Raw genomic sequence first — 22,644 nt, 5'->3', positions numbered from 1 at the left:
TCTGGGGGAGAAAAGTGGATGTTTTTGTACTTTTTAGAGAGGTTGCGGGCTAAAAGAAAAAAAGTTCTTCTTGTTGGCCTGGCGTGCTCCTGCTTCTATTAACTACGACCATACCTCAAATAAACAAATTTTCTTAGTAACCATTCGACCGGTCCAATTGAAAAGCGTTTTGTATAAATTCCTGAAATATAAAGTTGCAAGATGTACACTACGATTGCCAACAGTAATCCAACCGCTACACCTAGCTTTCCAAAGAGGCCAAATCCATATCCGTAGAAAATTGATGTAAATATAATAGATTGCATTAAATAATTGGTTAGTGATAAACGTCCCATACTGACAAATGCTTGTGCAAGCTTCGTTTCATCCTTCGCTAAATAAATTAGCGTAAATAAAGCAATATAGCCAATCGCCAGTAAATATGTTCCCGTACCATAAATCAATTTTCCTGCAAAATGATCCCAATATAAAAATGACTTACACACCAAGCCTAGTGGAACAAGCAACGCTAAACGTTTTAAAAGCTTTGTTCTTAGCCTAATATGCGTAAAGAAATCCTTCTTCGCTGCTGCCATCCCCAACAACACAAAAGGACCAATTGTGAAAAAGGCCAACAACACAATAAAAACAAGTGCAATTGGTATTCCGATTAAGAAGAAGATTAATGGAACCTCTTCTGTTAAACCGATCCGTTGTTGCACAACTTCCCAATAGGTTCCATTCGCTATAACGGCCGTTGATTCTTCTAATCCAGCAAGCAACAACACATCTGTTTTCAATATTAAAAGCGGGATCATCAGCACTGCTAATACAGACGCCCAAATAAGCAAAGTTTTCACCTTACGCTTAATGAACGATATGATAATGATAAGACCTGCACCATATGTCAATAAAATATCGCCGTCCCATACAAATGTAATATGTAAGCTTCCTAAAATTATTAACCCTATCACCCTGCGCCATAAAGGACCGAGCGTCTTCAAGTCTCGATTTTCCAACGCACGCACAAATAAAATAATTCCGTATCCAAATAAAAATCCAAAAATCGGATAAAACGATGCCTCTATAAATATTTTTGTGAAATAAAATGCTACATTATCCCACCATGTTGTAGGCTCAATTGTATTTATCGTTATATCTCCATATTGGAAATACAGCATATTCGCAATCAAGATACCCAGTAAAGAAAATCCTCTCAATGCATCCAATGCTTCAATTCTGTTCTTCATCTTACACCTCCTAATAATTTCTACGGATTGAGGTCAAGGAAGTTTCAAAATTACTTGCTTAGTATAGTAATAAATTTGTTTTGCCCTTTAGCTCCGCTTATTTCCAATTAATTTTCTGCTGTAAAAGCTATTTGGCACTCCATCATGAATAAGAGATTTTTAATAATCACTACGTAAATAAGGTTTCTTTATTATTTATTTTATATTCGGTACTAAGAATTCAGCTGTTGGTCGTTCACATCCCAACTCTACGCTCCGTTTGTTGCGAATCAGCTTCATTCCTTTTATGCTAAAACAGTAGGAGGGAAACGAATGGATAATGAAAAAATTGGCCAATTAATTTATACATTGCGCAAGGGAAAAGGGATGACGCAAAAGCAAGTAGCAGATGCACTGTTTTTATCGGACCGCACCATTTCAAAATGGGAAAGAGGGATCGGCTGTCCTGACATTACACTTCTCCCTCACCTTGCTGCCCTCTTCGATATTCCAATAGAAAATTTACTGACAGGTGAAATAAATCAAAATGAATTGGTAGGAGGCAATATGAAAAATTCAAGCTATTATGTATGCCCAAGCTGCTCGAATATCGGGTTAGCAACTGGGAATTTTACCGTTTCGTGTTGCGGACGGAAATTGGAGCCGTTAGCCGCTGTAAAAGCAACGGACGAACAAAAATTAAAAGTAGAGGAAATCGATATGCAATGGTCCATTTCAGCAGACCACCCAATGACGAAAGACCATTACGTATCATTTATCGCACTGGCAACAGGGGATCAGATTCAATTGTACAAGCAGTTCCCTGAATGGGCTTTGCAGGCAACAGTCCCGCGTAAAAAACACGGGAAACTAATTTGGTTCGATACACGTGACGGATTATTTTATCAGTATATTTAATTCTTAATAAACAGTCTCCAACTATTAGTCAGCAGCTAATAGTTGGAGACTGTTTCCTTGCGCTCAATGGTTACACTATTTCAATAATTACCTTCAACCCTTCATCCAAAAACGGAATTCCCTCTTCCCTGCCTTCAAGCATAATCGAGAAAATATAATCTCTCCCGCTTTTTCCCGTTACATAGCCTGACAATGTATTCACTTCATGGATATAGCCTGTTTTGGCGAAAATTTGCTGTTGCAGTTCCGGCTCTAAAAAGCGGTCTTTTAACGTCCCGCCAACCAGTCTGTTTGTATTTCCTCCAACAGGCAAGGATTCGAAAAAGTTCTCGAAATACGGTTCTTTTTGCAGCTTATACAATAGCTCGGATAAACCATTTGAGTGCAGACGGTTATGATGTGACAGGCCAGAACCATCAGCAAATTGCCATGTCGCAAAATCGATATGCCGCTTTTCCAAATAAGCTCGCACTACTTTTAGGCCATGCACGTAATCGCCTATTCCATGCTTTTGTTTCCCCATCGTTTTCAGGAAAATATCGGCGATGCTGTTATTGCTTAGTTTCATAAATATAGAAAACATCTCTGCAATTGGACGAGACTCGTGCGTGTGGATTAGCTTGGCATGCTTTGGCGTCGTGCCGCTTGCAATGGCATCTTCCTGTTCAAAGCGGATGCCTGCATCTTTGCATAGTTCTTTGAAAAACAGCAATGTGTTTTTTGTAGGATCCTGGTGGGACACCCATACTTTCGCCGTTTCTCCTTCTGGTAGTTCACCGGTAATCACGATATGATTTGTATTATTAATTCGGCGGATTTCTAATGTATTTTCAGCATTTTTATCTACTGTTTTCCCTTCATTAAAAATTTGCAGACCACTTAAATGCGGGATGACATTAAACATCGGCTTTTCCCCGATATTCCCGGCAGCTGCCTCGACGATAATTGTGCTCGCATCAAAATCATCATTCGGAGACATCGTAATAGGCGAAATACGTGCACCGTAATAATGGGTTTCCCCTTCATCATCAACACCAGGAGGCAATGTTTCACCCGAAAAATATGTATCATCCCCGATTAACTTACCTTTCACATATCGGATGCCGTATTCCCGCAAAACTTTTGCAAAATGCTTAAGTGTCGCTTCATTTATTGTCGGATCACCGTAACCCTTCACGTAAATATCCCTGTTTAACGTGTGGTCCTCAACATTTCCGTCTATAAAAATTTCTGTTTTAAATCGGTAGTCCAGTCCAAGCTCCGAAATTGCAGCTGCCCCTGTAAGAATTTTCATGTTGGACGCAGGACGCATTAAATGCTCCCCTCGATATGTATACAGAATCTCTCCAGATGTTTTGTCCCGCAGCGTAAAAGTTGCCTTGTCCTTCCCTAAAATTGTCTCCACTACCTGTTCCAATTTCGTGATTGTATCGCTATTTAAGTTCTTCTCTTGAATCTCCTCCATACTTTGCCCCCCTAAATTGTTAGAATTTACTGTAAATTTATTCTAACAGAAATATTTATTTACGGTTAGCACGAATTAAAGTAGGCGAGATTTTCTAATATAAATGAAAATGTTCTAATATATTTTTATTTGTTCTAACAAAACTGTAATGTTCTAAAAAGTGTTCGCTTTGTTCTAATATTCCTTTAGCATTTGCTAATATCGACAACACTTTTTCTAATATCCCGCTTAACTTTTCTAATAAAAACAGCCCACACAAAAAGCGCACTTCCAAATTGAAAGTGCGCTTTGAATCAAAAATTATTGGGCTGTATATCCACCATCAACTGTTAAGCTGTTGCCAGTCATGAATGAAGAATCGTCACTTGCCATAAATAATACAGCTTTTGCCATTTCTTCTGCTTGTCCAAGACGTTTCATTGGTGTCATTGAAGCTAATGCCTGTTTGCTTTCTTCCGGAATAATCGGTGTGTCAATGAAGCCTGGGCATAGTGAATTCACACGAATATTTTGCTCTGCATATTCAAGTGCAAGTGAGCGTGTTAAGTTAATAACCCCACCTTTTGCTGCATTGTATGCTGCCGATCCTGGTGAACCAACCCAGCCGTACATAGAAGCGGTATTGATGATTGACCCTCCGCCAGATTTCAGCATTTCACGGATAGCTTCACGTGCTACCAAGAATACACCATCCAAGTCTACATTAACTGTGTTGCGCCATTCAGCATATTCCAATTCATGTGAAGGGAAAACACGGCCGATGCCGGCATTGTTAAATACGACATCCACTTTTCCAAATGCTTCAATCGTTTGTTTGAATATATTTGCTACTTCTTCTTCACTTGTAATATTTGCTTTAACAAATACTGCGTCCGCGTTAAGTGCTTTCAATTCTGCTTCGAAAGCTTTACCTTTTTCTTCATTTAAATCAACTAATACGACTTTAGCACCTTCAGAGACAAATAATTTTGCTGTAGCTGCACCAATACCTGATGCACCACCAGTGATGACTGCTACTTTACCTTGTAATTTTCCCATCTTTTATTCCTCCTATATAATGAGTCCTCGAAAACATACATATTTAAGTTAAATTGAACAGAAATAGCAGAAATATGCGCATTTTCTTTACACTTCAATTTTAACAATTCCAATAAATACATCAATCATTAGAATATTGTAAAATGTATAATAAGTAGACACTTACTTTTATTTTGTCTTTTTACATGGAGGGAATGTCTTGGAAAATGATGCATCCAAAAGAAAAAACCGAACAAAAGAACATTTAAAGTTGGCGTTAATTGACCTTATCAAAAAGAAAGGCTACGATGCGATTTCCGTAAAGGATATTGTCGATCATGCTTCTTACAATCGCAGTACATTTTATGTACATTACCAGGATAAATTTCAATTGGCAGAGGATCTACTTGAAACAATGCTTGCGGGATTGGAAGAATCTGTAGGGAAACCGTATTCTCCTGGTCAAAAAGTATATACGTCAAAACTAAGTGAACCCTCTTTTAATATTATTTCTTACATTTATGATAATCGAAATTTCTTTGAACTGATTAAATACGATGATACATTAACAGGCTTACATACAAAATTTCCTCAAACGATATTAAAAATATACGGGGAGCAATTTATATTTCAAACAATCAATAATATCCCAGTAAATATGGATTACTTTAAACGATATACTGCATACGGATTTTACGGACTTATTCAAAATTGGATTAACAGCAATTTTAAAGAATCCAAAGAAGAGTTTATAGAAGAAGTCATTGCTTTATCCCAAACACATATTTATTCACTGGAGTTTGTGGGAAAACAAAAACGGTAACCGGTTTAGGATAATTGATTAGCGAGACGGAGTTTTTACCGCGCGTAACATACAGTTGCTTAACAAAAATTATTTTTCAATTAAATAAGTCATTACTCTCTCAAAAAAAACGGTATGTAAATCCTTTTTTCAATTTATCTTAGCGGTTTTTACTTTAGATACTTAGTTCAAATACCATCTCCACCTAAATTATGAAGCGTTAAATAATTTTTTAAAAAACGTTTTGTTCGTTCATTTTGAGGGTTCTCGAAAATTTCTTTCGGGGTCCCCTCCTCAACAATATGTCCATCTGCCATGAAAATGACCCGATCTGCTACCTCTTTTGCAAACTCCATTTCATGAGTTACAACAATCATAGTTCGACCTTGTTTAATAACTGCCTTCATAACATTTAATACTTCTTCTACAAGCTCTGGATCAAGTGATGAAGTCGGCTCATCAAATAAGATTACATATGGATCAAGTGCAAGTGCTCTTGCTATGCCAACTCGCTGCTGTTGCCCTCCTGAAAGTGCGACAGGATAATTCAGTTCCTTCCCCTTTAATCCGACTTCAGCTAGTATTTCGTACGCTATTTGCTCAGCCTGCAGCTTGGAGATTTTCTTAGATAGACGCAATGGTTCAGATACGTTATGTAATGCTGTTTTATTTTTAAATAAATTATAATTTTGGAATACCATTCCTGTTTTCCCGCGTAATTTTACTACTTGTGATTTTTGAAAATTCTCTAAATTCATTTCTTCGCTATCAATTTCAATAATGCCCTTTTCTGCTTTCTCCAAAAAGTTTAAACAACGTAAAAATGTCGATTTCCCTGACCCTGAAGGACCGATAATAGCAAGTACCTCACCATCTTTAATTTCTACATTAATTCCTTTTAAAATCGCAGTGTTTCCATAGCTTTTATGCAAATTTTGAATTTTAATCATTTTGTTGCCTCCTTTTGGTAGGGACGCTCTACATAATTTTCAAGTTTTGACTGTAAGAAAGCTAAAATTACTGTAATGGTCCAATAAATTAAACCAACTGTTAAATACGCTTCAAGAAATTTATAAGTGACAGCTGATTCGAGCTTTGCCCGAGCAAGCATATCCACAACACCGATCGTAAAAGCTAATGAAGTTTCTTTAATCATCATAATGTAATAGTTTCCTGATGCAGGAATTGCAACACGTAATACTTGCGGCAAAATAACCGTACGTAACCCTTGCCACTTTGTCATGTTCATAGCATCACATGCTTCAAATTGACCTTTATCGACCGCTAAAAATGCAGAACGAAATACTTCCGATAAATATGCTGCATTTTTTACACTTAGCGCAAAAATAACAGCTGTAATAGCATCTAATGAGCTGAAGCTAGGAAATAATTGGGGTATCCCAAAATAAAAAATAAAAATCTGAATGAGCGTAGGGACTCCACGGAAATAAGAAATAATTACAATTAAAATTTGATAAATGACAGGAACTTTAAAATTAATTATTACTGCAAATAGTAGACCAATGATGACTGCTAATATAAAGGAAAGTGTCCCCATGTACAAAACAATTGGTAAATATTCTATGATTCTCGGAAAGATTTCAATCATATAACCAAAATCGAAATTCACAAAATCCCTCTTTTCTGTAGAACTAGAAATCAGAAGGCTGTTCAGAGATTACTCTGGACAGCCCCTATTAAAAATTATTTATGTGGAATTGTTACGTCAATTGCACTCCACTTATCAGATAGCTCTTTTAATGTGCCATTATCTTGTAGCTTTTGAATTTCTGCACTAAACGCTTCTAAAAATTCTTTATTTTCTTCAGAGCGTACAAACGGGAAGCCATAGTCAAAGTTAACTAAATATTCTTCACCGTAAATTTTTAATGGTAAACCTTCATCACGAATACGAGATGCTGCTGTAATTTTCACATCAATAAATGCATCCAATCGACCTAATGCCACTTCATTATATGTTCCGCTTACATCTTGGTACGGTGTAATGATGATTTCACCACCATTTTCTTCATTCCATTTCTCTAAAAATTGATGCAAGTTATTTCCTAATAAAACACCAACTTTTTTACCTTTTAAGTCTTCAATACTGTTAATACTATTATTCTCTTCATGTACAACTAGAGTGGCACCTGAATAAGCATAAGGTGTTGAAAAATCATATTTTGCACGACGTTCTTCTGTCATTGCAATTAAATTGGATACCGTATCAATTTTTCCTGCATCGAGCATACCGAAAATACCTGAAAACTCAGCAAACTCCCACTTAATTTCATACCCTAATGCTTCACCAACTTTTTCTAATACTTCCACGTCATATCCCTGGGCTTTGCCGTCTTCATCTACAGAAATAAATGGAGGATAAATTCCGGAAGAACCTACAACTAAGACCTCTTTTTTACCACTATCAGCATTCGTTTCTTTTGACGGTGACCCAGCACCACCATCATTGCCACAAGCAGTTAACAGTAATATTAGAGCACTAAAAAGAACCAGAAATGATAATTTCTTTAAACTCTTCATTTAAGCTTCCACCTTTTCTAGTTCTTTCTCTATAACTTCTACTAATTCTTCTGCAAAAATCTCTCGCGGATATTGGAATTCCAATTCATTGATAAATACAGTAGGCACCATTTTCACATTACGCTCAATTGCCTCCGCAGTAATTAGTAAGCTACGATCGATATTTGAAAATTCTTCTTTTAAGTTATATTTCTCTTCAATGTATTTCTTTATTTCAAAACTTGAATATTTATCCCATTTTGCTTGATCCTTAAATAATTCACTTATGATTTCTAATGTTCTTTCTGGATTAGAATAATCCAAATTCGCATTAATTAGCGTTCCGGGTAATAACATTTCACGTGGTTTGTCATAATGCTTTACTACTAACGCTACTTTCTTTTCTGCGAAATACTTTGGTAGTGTATTATCAACTAAATCGAAAAACGTCGCACAATACGGACACGCGTAATTTAAAAACACTTCAATTTTTACAGGTGCGTTCACATCACCAATTACTAAATAACTATTTTTAATTTCTGTCATTATTACCCACCCTTTTTATTTTCACTAAATTCAAAAAATTCACTATTTTATTGTATACTATCTCTATTGGAATTGTAAATAATATTTTAAAATTATTGGAATATTTAGAAGTTAAAGGGGGTATTTAAATTACCATTAAAGGGGGAAATTGAGAACATTACCTCGATGACCATCATAAAAAAGCTATATTTAGATAAAAGTATATTAAAAAACCTCTAAACTTTGGAGTTTAGAGGTTTTAACATGATTGAACTACTTAAGCGATCCAATCATCTTTCGGAATATCATTTACTTCTTTCTTGCTATAGTATCGCCCTTTTGTCGTCAATCCTACAATGACAGTCAGAACTGCTGCCATCAGCGCGGCGAAAAATGCGGCAGTATTTTGCAGGAATGTGCCCATATATCCGAGTGCTGCAATTGTACCGATTACAGTTGGGACAATCAAAGCAATGACACCAACCGGATTCCATTTAAACAGGTTTTCCTGTCTGGATTCATAATAGCGCGGGCCGATCTTCAGCCATTTTTTTAGAACGAGCGCTTCCGTTACGAGAACGGCTGCCCAGCTCATCAGTGCTACACCTTGGAAAGTCATCGCAATTTGAAGATGATCAACAATACCGCCAAGCATTAAAATCATCGCAATGACACCAGCTACTACAACCCAAAAACGGCGTCCCGGTGTAAAGCCAAACATGTTTTCAAAAAAGTTTGAGAGGGAAAGTGAGCTGCTGTAAATATTCGTTATATTAATACGAACTTGTGTCAGTACCGTAAATACGACACCACCAAGCCCTAACAATGTCACGATATAAACGCCGGGATTTGCTTCGGCAAATTTTACACCGAACCAAATGCCAAGGCCGCCCATTACACCAAAACAGAAGATTTGCGGAATAAATCCGATAGCAATTGAACCGATTTTCAAGTCTTTCGGTTTTAGGAAACGTGCGTAATCCGAAGCAATTAATGCTGTAAGTCCCATTATACCGTGTTGCATTCCGATACATAACAGTAATGCCGTACCGCCTATTTGAACACCTTCAGGCATATAGGTCCAGAAATTTCCAGAGTTAATTGATGGGGTATTAAAAGCAATAACAATGGCTGTAATGAGGAATATTCCAAAAATTGGCAATGACCATTTTTGAAGTTTGTCCAATTGTTTAATGCCAAACCAGTTTAACGGAATTACTAAGGAACCAAAGATTACAATTAAAAGCCAGATCGGAATCGCCGGAAAAAATGCATGAACTGCAGCGACTAGAATCATACCTTCAAATGCACAATACATAATAAAATTTGATGCGTAAATTAATGAGGTTAATGAGGCTCCGATATAACCGAATCCTCCGCGGGATAATAAGTTGACGTTCATGCCGGACTTAGCCGATAAATAAACAATGATGCTTCCAAGGATACCTGCAACAATGATTGCATAGCCAGCAGAGATGAGCGCATTGACCGCTCCGAACTGTAGTGCCATCACACTTCCCATTTGGAAATAGAAAATGGCAGTTGCAATACCAAACGTTATATTCGTGATACTTAACCAGCCCATTTTGCGTTCTTCACGCGGAACTCGGTCAAACGTATAGTCACTAGTTGCTTCTTGACGAGAAAAGTCTTGTTCTCTTAATTTCTGATCTGCAGTAATCTCAGATCTCATTCAATCAAATCCTTTCTGTACTTATACTTCTTTTGTTTCAAAGGAACTTTTAATTAGAGGTGGATGGATCTTTTTAAGGGAAAGGTCGGTTACGGTAAATCATCTGCAATTGATCCCTTCAATTCAGAAACAAAAAAAGAAATGATTTTTTTACCGCGCAGATAGTTGTGAGCGTAAGTTAAATAGCTCCATTAAATATTCTAACATAATTTAAAGCAATTATTTGCGACCTCAACCCAAGTCGTCCTTTAGGACTACAAGAAATCCACTCTTTCCCAAACACCAAAAAAGCTCGAAAAACATAAAATGCTGTTGTTTTCCGAGTTGTTTAACAGTTAGGTATGACAAATATTGACCACTTATTTATTTTACGTTTTTTTACAACCAACGCAAAATGACTATTTAGCAAATAAACAAGTTCAGCGGTTTCCCTTTCCACTTTACTTCGTAATCTCTCCGGTAAATCTAAAAATTATACACATCGATTGTTAGTTCTTCAAACTCAAGCTTCATCAGTTTTGGAAGACCTTTCATCTGTTATTCATTCTTCAATTTAGTGCCTTTAGCTTTCTACGTTTTGAGGAGTTGATGCCTTTATATAGCCCCTGGTTAGAGTATAAATTCCTAACGGAGAATTAGTGGTTACCATCAGTCTGGCAATGATTCGGTCATCTTGCCTATTCGCCAATTAATAAATAAAACTGATAGCCCATATATAGTGCCATTATCCAAATAATTATGGCAGATATCTTATTAAGGGAATTTAAGAATTTCCCGTTTCCGTCAATTTGTCCAATCTTTCTCCCGACAATAGCAATTGACAGAAACCATATCCACGACACAACTATACAGGCCAATGTAAACATCCATTTCTCATAACCTGTATAAGCTAATGAACTTGTTCCTATTACCCCGATTGTATCCAAAATAGCATGGGGGTTAAGTAGCGATACTGATGCAGCAAACGTAATTTGACGTCGTGCTGAAAAACCTTTTTCTTCTCGATGTGCATTTACTGATGGATTGTCCTTCCATATTACCCATCCCATATATGCCAAGAAAAAGAACCCTGCTAAAAAAAGCGATATTTTCAACCATTCAAAACTAAAAACAATTACCGATACCCCCGCTACTGCCAAATAAATTAAAATCGTATCACAGACGCCTGCTGTTACTATTGCAGGCAATGATTTCGTAAATTTCCGGTGTGTTGCACCTTGATTAAATATAAATACATTTTGAACACCCAGTGGCAAAATTAAGCCAAATGCCAATAAAATTCCATGAATTAATGGTTGCACGTTTATTCCTCCTATTTCCATTATTTAAGAATAACGATGAAGGAACGATTTGTCTTCACCTAATTAACAGGTCAGATTCTGCATACCGGGGCACTTATAATTTTCAGATGATCCCACTGTTTATTAAGAGCATCTTGACTTACCATTAATTGATAAACTAATGTAGTAAATAGAACATGATAGGCGTGATTCGCACTTAACCGCCTATAGACGAATGACTCCTGTCAGTTTAATGAACTGGCGGGAGTCTGTTTTATTTAAGGAGGTTATTGAATATGCCAATGTTTTTAATAGGTATCGGTGGTGCTATTGGAGCCGTATTACGATATAGCATTTCCCTGTTTTTGATAACAAACGATACAGCTGCCTTCCCTTTTGCGACGGTTGCAGTGAATTTAGTAGGCTGCTTTCTTTTAGGTTTGCTCTCTTCCGGTTTCGAACAGAAGATAACAGCAAATTCTAACTATTTATCTGCATTAAAAACAGGTTTAATCGGCTCGTTTACGACCTTTTCCACATTTAGTGTCGAAGTAATCCAGCTGCTGCAGCATCACTCTTATTTATTTGCCATTCTCTATATTTTCATTAGTGCCATCTTCGGTTTCCTATTTGTTGCGCTTGGTATGAAAGCAGGTAGAAGCCTTTGGGAAAGGAAGGAACCAGTATGATGAATTTCTTGTTAGTTGCAGTTGGTGGATTTTTCGGGGCGATTTTGCGGGCTGTTATTTCTAAGCGGCTCAATCATACATATCGATTTGTTCACTTCGGTACTTTTGCGGTAAATATGCTCGGTTCCTTTACATTGGGATTTTTAGTTAATATGCATCTCCATACAACTGCAAACCTTATTCTTTGTATTGGATTTTTAGGTGCGTTTACTACATTCTCAACTTTCAAATTGGAAAGTCTTACACTTGTTCATGCAAAACAATGGAAGCAATTTTTAGTCTATTCTATACTCACATATTCGGTTGGTCTTTCCTTTGCTTTTGCCGGCTTTTGGGTGGCAAAAATATATTTAACCTAATGTTTCTGTTTCCTCCCTCCAATTAGCATCGATGTTAACAAGTTATGTTTACAAACAATCGACACGGGTAAATTTATATTGTGCAACATTCAGATGAGGAGGATGATAGAAATGGTAAAACATATTGTGGGGTATTATGATACAGAATCAGAGGCAATTGATGCAATCGAGGATCTGAAACGACAAGGTTACCGTACTGAAGATATTTCAGTTATCAGTAAAAGCCGATCAGATGTTGATACAATTACCGATGAGACAGGTGCAAACGTTGCAGAAGGTGCTGTCACAGGCGCAGCTGCGGGAGGTGCTTTAGGCGGAATTGGCGGCGTGCTTGCAGGTCTTGGCGCATTGGTAATTCCAGGTATCGGTCCAATCGTGGGAGCTGGTCCAATAGTTGCCGGAATTACAGGAGCTGCAGCTGGTGCAGGTGTCGGCGGCTTGACGGGAGCTCTTATCGGAATGGGGATTCCAGAAGATGAAGCGAACCGTTACAATGAACAATTTGAATCTGGTAAAATTTTAATTATGGTAGATGAAAATACACGCGGTACAACACTTTTATAATAGAGCAGCAAAAAGTCATTCCTGATTTATCAGAATGGCTTTTTTTCGTTATGTTTTCTCCCTTCCCTGTTTCCTCATGTTTACAAATATTCCTCAAGGGTAAATTTTAGTATGTGAAAAGAGAATTTGAGAGGATGAGGGAAATGGTAAAACATGTCGTAGGATATTATGATACAGAAGCAGAAGCTATTGAAGCAGTTGAAGACTTAAAGCAACAAGGATACAGTGCACAGGATATTTCAATCATCAGTAAAAACGTATCGGATGTAGATGCAATTTCCAATGAAACCGGCGCAAATGCTATGGAAGGTGCCATTACAGGTGTAGCTGCTGGCGGCGCATTAGGCGGACTTGGCGGAGTTATTGTCGGACTTGGTGCACTTGCCATTCCAGGCATCGGCCCTGTTGTTGCAGCGGGACCAATCGCTGCCGGATTAACCGGATTAGCTACCGGTGTAATGGTCGGTGGAATCGTCGGTGCTTTAGTCGGTATGGGGATTCCGGAAGATGAGGCAGAGCGCTACAACGAGCAATTTGAAGCAGGCAAGATTTTAATAATGGTGGCAGAAGATAAACGTGGAATCGAATAATAAAAATATACCTGGAACAATATTTATTTGATTTTAATATAGAAAACTTAATGAGGCTGGGACGTAATTGTTTCGGTTAAGACCAAAAGGGAAATTGCACTTTGCAATTTCCCTTTTGGTTTTATAATTTCGGAAAATTCGATAAAGAGTTGACCCACCACCAAATATCCCCTTAAATAATCCATTTTCGATATCGTTCGTTATCAACCTTCGTTTTTTCACCAACCGAAAATTGCGTGAAACCATAACCCCCTTCTACATAGTTTTATAATTTTGAATCTTATTAATAAAATATATATTGCAATATTTATCTAATAGTAATAAAGTATTATCGATATACATTGATTTATATACTATTATCCTAAACAGAAAAGGAATGTTATAATTTTGAAATTTTTTACTAAGTGGTCCATTAAATTTCGACTTGTTTTTGCATTTGCAATAGTACTCTTAATACCAACCTTAACTGTATCTTTTTTTTCATATAACAATACAAAAAACCTGATTTTTGAAGATCATGAGTCAACTGCTGAACAAAGTTTAAATTTATTAAATTCAAAGATTACAGAAACAATTCAGCCAAAGCTTCAGCAAATGTCATACTTTTCATCCTATATTTCACAAGATACCCTGGAAAATGATAATAAAATTAATTCACTATTCGATGAATATCTCACACTTCACCCAGAAATCAACATAGCCTATGTAGGGACAGCTGATGGTCAAATGCTACGTCGCCCCGCACATCAATATGAAGCGGGCTACGATCCACGGGAACGTCCATGGTATATACAGGCAATTGAAGCAAAGGGAGAAGTAATTATTACCGATCCTTACATTGCAACAAGTTCCGGTACTCTTGTTGTAACGATTGCACAACAATTAGCGGACAAGTCAGGCGTTATCGGGATTGATTTGGCGATTCAAAAATTAGCTGAGATTAATGATTCAGTAGTGATTGGCGAGAAAGGCTTCACCATGCTTTTGGATAGCAAAAACAATTTTATGGCAGCACCTGATATTGAAATTGGTTCAGCAGCCGGGGAGTCAATCAGTAATAATATTAATGAAAACAATGGTGTTATTAAAGATGATCAAACCAAAACTTTCTACGTTAAAAATGAACAAACAGGATGGACCGTGCTTGCGAAAACATTTGATAGCGAAGCAGAGGCAGTTGCAAATAAAAACTTGCTTAATGATTTAACAGTTGTCTTTATTGCCTTTATTATCGCAGCAGTTTTCGTCTATTTGATTATCCGGTCAATTAATGGACCACTTCAGGAATTATCTAAAAAGGCAACCCTTATTAGTGAAGGTGACTTATCCGTAAAAGTAAATATTAATACCCAAGATGAAATTGGACATTTAGGACAAGTATTTAATACAATGCGCGAGAACTTAAGTACTCTAATACAACAAGGGTTGCATAGTGCGGAAGGTGTTCGAGAAGCCGCCTCCTCATTGAAAGAAAGTACAAATTTAACAATCGAGGCGACGGAGCAATCCGCACACGCAGTACAAGAAGTAGCCATCAGCACTGACGAGCAACTAAAAGGTAATGAACAAAACGCACAATTGATGAATCAATTAGGTCAAAATATTATTGAAATTGCAAATCGTTCATACGAGGTCACTTCTCTATCGACTAATGCAATCGGTACAGTAAACGAAGGAAATATCGTCGTTCAAAACACAGTGAATCAAATGAATTCAATCGATGACTCGGTTGCACAATCAGATGAAAAAATTCGCGCATTATCAAAGCGCATTGATGAAATCGGAAGTATTGTAGATGTTATTAATAATATTGCAAACCAAACAAATTTATTAGCGCTGAACGCGGCCATTGAAGCCGCTCGTGCGGGTGAGCATGGAAAAGGCTTTGCCGTTGTCGCACAGGAAGTTCGTCTGCTTGCAGAGAGCTCACAGCAATCAACAGAGCAAATCAATCTATTAATAAGAGGAATTCAGGAAGACACGGCAAATTCCGTTGCATTGATGAACCATGCGAAGACAGATGTTCAGCAGGGTATACAGCTGACAAACGAGACAGCCGGAAAATTCCATCAAATCTTAGAGGCACTGCAAACTATCGCCCCTAAAGTGGATGATGTTACAGCAACTGCCCAGGAAATGGCGGCTTCTGTAGAACAAACTTCCTCTACAGCAACTTTATTAGTGACTCATGCACAAACGACTGCTGCTGCGGCTGAAGAAGTGGCGGCTACAACGGAGGAAATCCATGCTTCTATGGAAGAAATGGGTGCCTCTGCTCATGCTTTAAATCAGATGGCCGATCACTTACAGCAAGTAATGCATAAGTTTAAAATATAAATAATACACGGGCTGTCGATTAGAATTGCCCCACGGACCTTATACAAAATGAAAAGAATCAATTTTCTTTATAAGAAAATTGGTGCTTTTCTGCTTGCGGGAATTGACCATCCACGCCTATCTCAATCGGAAGTAAAAGCTTTCCCTTAACCAAGATTTACGTATCGGGCCGGATCCGGATCACTTCAGCTTTTAATTATACGCTTCATTCAGCATGCTGTCCTCGTCTCTTATTACGAGGACAGCTTTTTACTAAAAAACACATACTTGAAATTTTTTTCGAAAACGAGTAAACTATCAAAGTGCTCATTTATCCAAGTTAATAGTAACTGTATAACCTCAAGAATATGGCTTGAGGGTCTCTACCAGGAACCATAAAATCCTGATTACAGAAAATGATTTTTTTTCATTTTTTGTAATCAGGATTTTTTTATTTTTTATAAGAAAGGAAGTAAGACAAAATATGAATTTCAAAGTTTTAATACTCGCATTATCAACAGTTGCTGTCGGGTTGGTGGAACTGATCGTTGGAGGCATTCTCCCAATCATTGCAACTGATATGAATATTTCAATAAGTACTGCCGGACAACTGATTACTGTATTTGCCCTTATTTATGCAATCGCCGGTCCTGTATTATTAGTTTTAACGAGCAAAGTTGAACGAAAAAAGTTATATCTTATTTCGTTGTTTATTTTCTTCATCAGTAATATCATGATGTATTTCAGTGTGACATACACATTTATGATGGTTGCCCGTATTTTAAGTGCAATGAGTACATCACTGATTACCGTGCTTTCGTTAATCCTCGCTGCAAAAGTAGTTTCACCGGCGCATCGTGCGAAGGCACTTGGTTTCATTTATATGGGAATTAGTTCTTCGCTTGTATTAGGTGTACCACTTGGCATTTTAATTTCCGATTACTTCGGATGGCGTGTAATTTTCCTAGGCATTGCGATTTTATCGGTAGGTTCATTTATTCTCATTTCAATCTTTTTAGAGAAGGTTCCTGGGGAAATGACAATTCCACTTTCGCAACAATTAAAGGCAGTTGCCAGTTCCAAAATCGGCAGTGCCCATCTTGCAACGATGTTTATGCTGGCTGGACACTATACGATGTACGCGTACTTCACACCATTTTTGGAAACAGAACTAAGTCTGAATTCCAGCTGGATCAGTCTCTGCTATTTATTATTCGGGATTGCTGCAGTAAGCGGCGGCGCATTTGGCGGAACGCTTTCGGATAAAATTGGTGCACCAAAGAGTATCATTTTCGTTATTGTTTCATTTGCAGTCGTGCTATTTATCCTGCCATTCACAACCTTCTCTCTTATCATCTTCATACCGATTATGATGATTTGGGGAGCGCTAAGCTGGAGTTTATCACCACCACAGCAAAGCTACTTGATTCAGACAGATCCTGCTACTTCCGATATTCAGCAAAGCTTTAATAATTCGGCTTTACAGATCGGTATTTCAATGGGATCAGCGTTTGGCGGAATCGTAATCACTCAAACAGACACGATTTCACATGCAGCTTGGTATGGCGGTGCACTTGTACTTGTTGCGTTAGCATGTGCAGTCTTTTCTTTAACGAGAAAAACAAATGGAAGAGAAGAAAAAATTTCCACTGCCCATCAATCGAATATGTAAGGTTAAAAGCACCATTCGTTTCATAATCGAATGGTGCTTCTTCTATTCATGGATGTATATTTTATAGATGGGTAAATCTGTAGATTGTTTCACGCCGATAAGGAACTCCTTTTTTTACTATTGAACTGGGGAAATGTTTATGTTTTACGCTGTTTGGCACATTTTGCACTTCTAGGCAAACACCTAAAAAATTTTGTGCGGGCGCTTCCTTAAACGAATAGCCACTGCCGATTTTATTTCCTGTATATACGACTAAAGCTTGCTCATTCGTTATAATCGTAAGTTTACGACCACTCTCTTCATCCAATAACTCGATTTCTTTTTTCTCCAATAGAAACGGATGATCTATGCCTCCGCTCGCCATTTTAACTTGAGAAAAATTACTACCAATGACTTCTCTCAAATATTTCTTTTCGTTAAAGTCAAATACTGTTCCAATTACATATTCTATATTGCCCAGCGGTAACCCCTGCTCATCAATATAAAGCATTCCTCTACTGGAAAATTTTAATGTATGCCCTTCAATCGTACGCTTTAAATTTCCGCTTAGATTAAAGTAACTATGATTTGTACAATTTAAAATTGTATCAGCATCACTTATACCTTCATACGAAATAATTAGCTCGTTACTGGCTGTTAATGTATAGGTTATAGACATATTTAACTCTCCAGGAAAATCAACGGATTCAAAATTAAAAAAGTATTTTACAAACTGTCCACGCGAGGATACACCTGTTTCAAATTGCCATAGCTGATTGTGAAAGCCGTCATTTCCGCCGTGCAATAAATGGTGTCCCTCATTTGCCCTCGCTTGAAAAGAAACTCCATTGATTTCTAAAATAGCATCTTCAAGACGGCCTGCAAAAGGTCCAATCGCCGCACCAAAAAACTGCGGATCTTGTTTATATTTTTCTGCCGTATCAAATGAACAAACAACATTCTCAATTATTCCATTAGCATCAGGGGTAGCGATTGCCGTAATCGTACACCCTAATGTACAACTGCTTACATACATCCCATTCGTATTCGTTAAAATAACTTCATAAACGGGATGCTTGTTTATTTGACCAAAAGATCTAACTTCAATCATTGCAAACGTAATCAGCCAATACGATTTGTTGATTTGTGTCTACCGATTGCTGAATCGCGTGCAAAATCCCCACGTTTTTGCGTGAATAATTATGCTGTACTGTCAGGGCTCCATTAGTACGTACAGCATTGGAGAAGTATTCAACCTCTTGCTTGTATATATCTCCTCCGGTTTGTTCGATACGTTCTGTTGTTAAAGTATTGATAGTAATTTGTCCATTCCCGCTTAGACGGTCTGGTCTAAATGCATTTTTAACTTTTACCGTTCCCTTCGTCCCCACTATTTCATATTCATTTCGTTCTGTCATATCAAAACTACAATCGATCATTCCGTGGATTCCATTTTCTAACTCTACTATTCCAAACGCAGAAATATCGACAGTAGTTTTTGAATCTGCAACCCTTTTAAATGAAAGTGACTTAACGTCATTTCCCAAAATGAGTTGCATTGCATGAACCGAATAACAACCAACATCCCAGATAGCACCCCCACCTTTTTCTGCGTTCATGCGAATGTCACCTTTACGATCTGTTAAATAAAATGAGTGACTTGATTTAAAAAGTTTTACTTCACCAATTTCTCCAGAATCAATAATTTCTTTTACTCGCATATGCTGTGGATGAAATTGGTACATGAACGCTTCCATAAACTGTACATTCTCTTCATTACAAACTGTAATCATTTCTTCTAAATCAGCTTCATTTAATGCAGCAGGTTTTTCACACAAAATGTGCTTTCCTGCCTTTGCTGCTTTAATGACCCACTCTTTATGTAAATCATTTGGGAGTGGAATATAAATTACTTCTACCTCATGATCATTTAATAATTCATCATAACTCTCGTAAGCTCTTTCGATTCCTAAGTTTTCAGCGATCGCATGTACCTTTGGACCACGGCTGGCAATTGCAATGACTTCCGCATTTTCAGCACGTTTTATAGCCGGAATCAGTTGCGTTTGCGCAATATTGGCTGTACTTAAAATACCCCATTTTACTTTGTTCATTATGAATTCCTCCCTAGCGAAATAGTTTTAATTGTTCATTTAACGCTTTTGTCTGAATGTAAATCTGTTGATATACCGCATATAGTTGATTGTATATTTCAACATTCTCAGGATTCGGTTCAAATTTCCCTTCTACTTGAACACAAACCTGAACAGCTTCTTCAAAATCTGTGTATATATTCGCTCCTACCGCTGCAATCATACACGCACCGATACTTGGCCCTTGCTCATTTTTTAGTTTATACACCGTTACATTAAAAATATCGGCCTGCATTTGTAGCCAGACTGGACTTTTTGCGCCACCGCCGATAGAAACCATTTCGGTAATATCTTTGCCCGAGGCGCGGAAAATCTCTAACGAATCACGCAGTGAAAAAACGATTCCCTCCATCACAGCCCGCGCAAAATGTTGCTTTGTATGTGATGCATCTATGCCAATATAGCTTCCACGAATTGTAGAATCAGCATAAGGTGTGCGTTCACCTACAATATACGGTGTAAATAATAATCCGTTACTTCCGGGAGTAATTGTATCAATCCCCGCAAATAATTCATCATAAGACTGCCCTTCCGCAAATCTCTCTTTAAACCAGCTAAGGGCATGCCCAGCCGACAACGTAACCCCCATTGTGTAGAAAGCATCCTCTACAACATGGTTAAAATAGTGTACCTTTCCTTCAAAATCCTTTGTATTGGATTCCTCGTATGATAATAGAACTCCCGATGTACCAATACTGACCATTGTTTTACCATCGCCTGCAACACCAGAACCAATTGCCCCACAAGCATTATCCGCACCACCAGCATAAATCTTAGTTGCGGTCGTTAATCCTGTGCTTTTAGCAAATTCCTCTGTCAATTGCCCCACTTCTGTTGCCGATGACACAAGCGGTGGACATATTGCTAAATCAATTCCCAGCACTGCAGCTATTTCCTGACTCCATTCGCTCTTTTCTATATCCAGTAATAATGTGCCTGCCGCATCGGAATAATCCATATGCAAATTTCCAGTCATCACAAAACGCACATAATCCTTAGGTAATAGAAAAGTTTTTATCGCTTTGAAAATTTCCGGTTCATATTCCTTTACCCATAGAATCTTTGGTAACGTAAAACCTTCAAGAGCATTATTTTTAGTAATTCTCAGCAGGTCCTCCTGCCCAACTTGTTCAATAATTTGCTTACACTGCTCTGTTGTCCGCGTATCATTCCATAAGATTGCAGGTCGAAGAATATCATTATTTTCATCAAGTAGCACCAATCCATGCATTTGTCCAGAATAACTAATCCCTATAATAGTAGAAACATCTCCTGTAAACCGTTTAACAATTTCCTGAATTGCCGCTTTAGTTCCAGTCACCCAATCATTTGGATTTTGCTCTGAGTAACTTGGCTTTTCATGAACAAGCGGATAGCTCCTTGATGCTTCATCGACAATAGTTCCTTGCTCATTCATTAACAGTGCTTTTACAGCACTTGTTCCTAGGTCAATCCCGATTACATACTTCATATTTCTGCCTCCACCCGTATACTGCATAAAAGGCTAGACCAAAAGTATAAATCTTTTGCTCTAGCCTCAAAAAGCTTCTTGACCCCAATTATTCAGCTATAACATTTAAAATGTACTGATTTATAATCATTTTCAATTTTTCTGTGCGACCTGAGCTGTTTTTAACTTCCCCAAGCCCTAAAGCATATTCTTCCAACTCTTTGAAGCCGACAGTCCCATCAACAATTTGTTTGCCAATGCCTTCGTTATAACTGCTATAACGATTATCTACGAAGTTTTCCAACACACCATCCTCCAATAGCTTGTGGGCAACCTTTAGTCCGACAGCAAATGAGTCCATTCCCGCTATATGTGCATAAAACAAATCATCCTGCTCAAATGATCCACGGCGTACTTTTGCATCAAAGTTCAAACCGCCCTTTCCGAGGCCGCCATTTTTCAAAATTTCATACATCGCTAACGTGTTTGTGTAAAGATCTGTAGGGAATTCATCCGTATCCCATCCAAGTAATGTATCGCCCTGGTTGGCATCCACTGAGCCCAGCATACCGTTAATACGTGCTGTATGTAACTCATGCTCAAATGTATGCCCGGCTAATGTTGCATGGTTTGCTTCTATATTGAATTTGAATTTGTTTTCTAATCCGTACGTACGCAAGAAACCAATCCCTGTTGCTACATCGAAGTCATATTGGTGTTTTGTCGGCTCTTTTGGCTTTGGTTCAATCAAGAATTGACCTTCATAACCAATTTCTTTTGCATAATCTACCGCCATGTTCAAGAACTTACCAAGATTATCTTGTTCTAACTTCATATTTGTATTAAGCAGTGTTTCATAGCCTTCACGACCACCCCAGAAGACATAGTTTTCAGCACCTAAACGCTTCGCTACTTCCAAGCCCTTTTTCACTTTCGCAGCCGAATAGGCAAAAACATCTGCATTCGGTGAAGTCGCAGCACCGTGAACAAAGCGTGGGTTTGAAAACATATTGGCTGTATTCCATAGGAGCTTAGTTTTTGATGTAGCCATGTATTTTTCCATCATGTTTATAATTTCATCCAGGTTTTTATTCGTTTCCGCCAATGACTGGCCTTCCGGTGCAACGTCTACATCATGGAAGCAAAAAAATGGCACATTTAACTTTTCATAAAATTCAAATGAAGCTTCTAAACGTGCCTTTGCTAGGTCCATGCCGGAAAATCTGTCCCATGACCGCTCCATATTTCCTGCACCAAACGGATCTCCGCCATCATACGTAAATGTATGCCAATAGGCTACTCCAAAACGTAAAGTTTCCTCCATCGTTTTCCCACCAACAACTTCCTCTGGATTGTAGTATTTAAATGCTAAATCACTTGTTGATTTTGGTCCTTCATACTTGATTGCTGAGATATTGCTGAAATATGACATATAATATTCCCC

The 22,644-nt window shown here is 37.8% G+C and carries 21 protein-coding genes and 1 riboswitch; of the genes, 8 read left to right on the top strand and 13 right to left on the bottom strand.

Features of this window, described 5'->3' with window-relative positions; genetic code table 11:
• Positions 1 to 98: 98 nt before the first annotated feature.
• Positions 99 to 1,229: a DUF418 domain-containing protein gene (locus MHB58_RS01075; RefSeq protein ID WP_014825000.1), complete on the bottom strand. Its 1,131-nt coding sequence runs from the start codon at positions 1,227 to 1,229 to the stop codon at positions 99 to 101.
• Between the two features lie 312 nt (positions 1,230 to 1,541).
• Here MHB58_RS01075 and MHB58_RS01070 point away from each other — a divergent pair, with 312 nt between their 5' ends.
• On the top strand, positions 1,542 to 2,126 hold the full coding sequence (locus MHB58_RS01070) for a helix-turn-helix domain-containing protein (protein ID WP_014825001.1): 585 nt from the start codon (positions 1,542 to 1,544) through the stop codon (positions 2,124 to 2,126).
• A 70-nt stretch (positions 2,127 to 2,196) separates the two neighbouring features.
• Here the strand turns inward: MHB58_RS01070 and dacB are convergent, their stop codons facing one another.
• Complete coding sequence (gene dacB, locus MHB58_RS01065; protein ID WP_014825002.1) at positions 2,197 to 3,591, bottom strand: D-alanyl-D-alanine carboxypeptidase/D-alanyl-D-alanine endopeptidase; 1,395 nt, start codon at positions 3,589 to 3,591, stop codon at positions 2,197 to 2,199.
• A gap of 300 nt (positions 3,592 to 3,891) precedes the next feature.
• A complete protein-coding gene (locus MHB58_RS01060; RefSeq protein ID WP_014825004.1) occupies positions 3,892 to 4,629 on the bottom strand; it encodes an SDR family NAD(P)-dependent oxidoreductase in 738 nt (245 codons plus the stop codon).
• A gap of 199 nt (positions 4,630 to 4,828) precedes the next feature.
• Here MHB58_RS01060 and MHB58_RS01055 point away from each other — a divergent pair, with 199 nt between their 5' ends.
• Positions 4,829 to 5,431: a TetR/AcrR family transcriptional regulator gene (locus MHB58_RS01055; RefSeq protein ID WP_014825005.1), complete on the top strand. Its 603-nt coding sequence runs from the start codon at positions 4,829 to 4,831 to the stop codon at positions 5,429 to 5,431.
• Between the two features lie 167 nt (positions 5,432 to 5,598).
• On the opposite strand, the gene MHB58_RS01050 is transcribed toward MHB58_RS01055, so the two are convergent.
• The 6 genes from MHB58_RS01050 to MHB58_RS01025 form a co-directional block, all read right to left on the bottom strand.
• Positions 5,599 to 6,360: an amino acid ABC transporter ATP-binding protein gene (locus tag MHB58_RS01050; RefSeq protein ID WP_014825006.1), complete on the bottom strand. Its 762-nt coding sequence runs from the start codon at positions 6,358 to 6,360 to the stop codon at positions 5,599 to 5,601.
• The gene (locus MHB58_RS01045; RefSeq protein WP_014825007.1) at positions 6,357 to 7,040 is read right to left on the bottom strand and encodes an amino acid ABC transporter permease; all 684 of its coding nucleotides are present in this window, start codon (positions 7,038 to 7,040) and stop codon (positions 6,357 to 6,359) included. The genes MHB58_RS01050 and MHB58_RS01045 overlap by 4 nt, the downstream gene beginning before the upstream one ends.
• A 74-nt stretch (positions 7,041 to 7,114) precedes the next feature.
• Positions 7,115 to 7,951 (bottom strand): transporter substrate-binding domain-containing protein, encoded by an 837-nt coding sequence (locus tag MHB58_RS01040; RefSeq protein WP_014825008.1) that lies wholly within the window; start codon positions 7,949 to 7,951, stop codon positions 7,115 to 7,117.
• Entirely contained in the window at positions 7,952 to 8,476 is a 525-nt protein-coding gene (locus MHB58_RS01035) for a thioredoxin domain-containing protein (protein ID WP_014825009.1), read from the bottom strand.
• A gap of 256 nt (positions 8,477 to 8,732) precedes the next feature.
• On the bottom strand, positions 8,733 to 10,148 hold the full coding sequence (locus tag MHB58_RS01030; RefSeq protein ID WP_014825010.1) for a purine-cytosine permease family protein: 1,416 nt from the start codon (positions 10,146 to 10,148) through the stop codon (positions 8,733 to 8,735).
• A 677-nt stretch (positions 10,149 to 10,825) separates the two neighbouring features.
• On the bottom strand, positions 10,826 to 11,449 hold the full coding sequence (locus tag MHB58_RS01025; RefSeq protein WP_014825011.1) for a LysE/ArgO family amino acid transporter: 624 nt from the start codon (positions 11,447 to 11,449) through the stop codon (positions 10,826 to 10,828).
• A gap of 275 nt (positions 11,450 to 11,724) precedes the next feature.
• On the opposite strand from MHB58_RS01025, the gene crcB reads away from it, so the two are divergent.
• From crcB to MHB58_RS00995, 6 genes are all read left to right on the top strand, one after another.
• On the top strand, positions 11,725 to 12,117 hold the full coding sequence (gene crcB / locus MHB58_RS01020) for a fluoride efflux transporter CrcB (protein ID WP_014825012.1): 393 nt from the start codon (positions 11,725 to 11,727) through the stop codon (positions 12,115 to 12,117).
• Positions 12,114 to 12,476, top strand: coding sequence for a fluoride efflux transporter FluC (locus tag MHB58_RS01015; RefSeq protein ID WP_014825013.1), 363 nt, complete (start codon positions 12,114 to 12,116; stop codon positions 12,474 to 12,476). Before crcB ends, MHB58_RS01015 begins: the two co-directional genes overlap by 4 nt.
• Positions 12,477 to 12,587: 111 nt before the next feature.
• Positions 12,588 to 13,040, top strand: a complete 453-nt coding sequence (locus MHB58_RS01010) for a general stress protein (protein ID WP_014825014.1) — start codon at positions 12,588 to 12,590, stop codon at positions 13,038 to 13,040.
• Positions 13,041 to 13,183: 143 nt separating this feature from the next.
• Positions 13,184 to 13,630: a general stress protein gene (locus MHB58_RS01005; RefSeq protein WP_008407510.1), complete on the top strand. Its 447-nt coding sequence runs from the start codon at positions 13,184 to 13,186 to the stop codon at positions 13,628 to 13,630.
• A 387-nt stretch (positions 13,631 to 14,017) separates the two neighbouring features.
• Entirely contained in the window at positions 14,018 to 15,967 is a 1,950-nt protein-coding gene (locus MHB58_RS01000) for a methyl-accepting chemotaxis protein (RefSeq protein WP_340734523.1), read from the top strand.
• 309 nt (positions 15,968 to 16,276) lie between these two features.
• Positions 16,277 to 16,376, top strand: a riboswitch (purine riboswitch).
• Between the two features lie 54 nt (positions 16,377 to 16,430).
• Positions 16,431 to 17,618, top strand: a complete 1,188-nt coding sequence (locus tag MHB58_RS00995; RefSeq protein ID WP_014825016.1) for an MFS transporter — start codon at positions 16,431 to 16,433, stop codon at positions 17,616 to 17,618.
• A gap of 61 nt (positions 17,619 to 17,679) precedes the next feature.
• On the opposite strand, the gene MHB58_RS00990 is transcribed toward MHB58_RS00995, so the two are convergent.
• From MHB58_RS00990 to xylA, 4 genes are all read right to left on the bottom strand, one after another.
• The gene (locus MHB58_RS00990; protein WP_041865807.1) at positions 17,680 to 18,708 is read right to left on the bottom strand and encodes an aldose epimerase family protein; all 1,029 of its coding nucleotides are present in this window, start codon (positions 18,706 to 18,708) and stop codon (positions 17,680 to 17,682) included.
• Complete coding sequence (locus MHB58_RS00985; protein WP_014825017.1) at positions 18,701 to 19,711, bottom strand: Gfo/Idh/MocA family protein; 1,011 nt, start codon at positions 19,709 to 19,711, stop codon at positions 18,701 to 18,703. Before MHB58_RS00985 ends, MHB58_RS00990 begins: the two co-directional genes overlap by 8 nt.
• 13 nt (positions 19,712 to 19,724) lie before the next feature.
• Positions 19,725 to 21,221 carry a xylulokinase gene (gene xylB / locus MHB58_RS00980; protein ID WP_014825018.1) on the bottom strand — a complete coding sequence of 499 codons (1,497 nt, stop codon included), beginning with the start codon at positions 21,219 to 21,221 and terminating at the stop codon, positions 19,725 to 19,727.
• Between the two features lie 88 nt (positions 21,222 to 21,309).
• Positions 21,310 to 22,632, bottom strand: coding sequence for a xylose isomerase (gene xylA, locus MHB58_RS00975; RefSeq protein WP_014825019.1), 1,323 nt, complete (start codon positions 22,630 to 22,632; stop codon positions 21,310 to 21,312).
• Between the last annotated feature and the right edge of the window lie 12 nt (positions 22,633 to 22,644).

It is taken from the genome of Solibacillus sp. FSL K6-1554 (assembly GCF_038005185.1).
GTDB lineage: Bacteria > Bacillota > Bacilli > Bacillales_A > Planococcaceae > Solibacillus > Solibacillus silvestris.
This window is presented reverse-complemented; position numbering and strand designations above follow the sequence as displayed.

Bases quoted from the DNA above. Each gene is read 5' to 3' on its own strand.
- MHB58_RS01075 (WP_014825000.1), bottom strand. From the start codon at position 1,229: ATGAAGAACAGAATTGAAGCATTGGATGCATTGAGAGGATTTTCTTTA.
- MHB58_RS01070 (WP_014825001.1), top strand. From the start codon at position 1,542: ATGGATAATGAAAAAATTGGCCAATTAATTTATACATTGCGCAAGGGA.
- dacB (WP_014825002.1), bottom strand. From the start codon at position 3,591: ATGGAGGAGATTCAAGAGAAGAACTTAAATAGCGATACAATCACGAAA.
- MHB58_RS01060 (WP_014825004.1), bottom strand. From the start codon at position 4,629: ATGGGAAAATTACAAGGTAAAGTAGCAGTCATCACTGGTGGTGCATCA.
- MHB58_RS01050 (WP_014825006.1), bottom strand. From the start codon at position 6,360: ATGATTAAAATTCAAAATTTGCATAAAAGCTATGGAAACACTGCGATT.
- MHB58_RS01040 (WP_014825008.1), bottom strand. From the start codon at position 7,951: ATGAAGAGTTTAAAGAAATTATCATTTCTGGTTCTTTTTAGTGCTCTA.
- MHB58_RS01035 (WP_014825009.1), bottom strand. From the start codon at position 8,476: ATGACAGAAATTAAAAATAGTTATTTAGTAATTGGTGATGTGAACGCA.
- MHB58_RS01030 (WP_014825010.1), bottom strand. From the start codon at position 10,148: ATGAGATCTGAGATTACTGCAGATCAGAAATTAAGAGAACAAGACTTT.
- crcB (WP_014825012.1), top strand. From the start codon at position 11,725: ATGCCAATGTTTTTAATAGGTATCGGTGGTGCTATTGGAGCCGTATTA.
- MHB58_RS01015 (WP_014825013.1), top strand. From the start codon at position 12,114: ATGATGAATTTCTTGTTAGTTGCAGTTGGTGGATTTTTCGGGGCGATT.
- MHB58_RS01010 (WP_014825014.1), top strand. From the start codon at position 12,588: ATGGTAAAACATATTGTGGGGTATTATGATACAGAATCAGAGGCAATT.
- MHB58_RS01005 (WP_008407510.1), top strand. From the start codon at position 13,184: ATGGTAAAACATGTCGTAGGATATTATGATACAGAAGCAGAAGCTATT.
- MHB58_RS00995 (WP_014825016.1), top strand. From the start codon at position 16,431: ATGAATTTCAAAGTTTTAATACTCGCATTATCAACAGTTGCTGTCGGG.
- MHB58_RS00990 (WP_041865807.1), bottom strand. From the start codon at position 18,708: ATGATTGAAGTTAGATCTTTTGGTCAAATAAACAAGCATCCCGTTTAT.
- MHB58_RS00985 (WP_014825017.1), bottom strand. From the start codon at position 19,711: ATGAACAAAGTAAAATGGGGTATTTTAAGTACAGCCAATATTGCGCAA.
- xylB (WP_014825018.1), bottom strand. From the start codon at position 21,221: ATGAAGTATGTAATCGGGATTGACCTAGGAACAAGTGCTGTAAAAGCA.
- xylA (WP_014825019.1), bottom strand. From the start codon at position 22,632: ATGTCATATTTCAGCAATATCTCAGCAATCAAGTATGAAGGACCAAAA.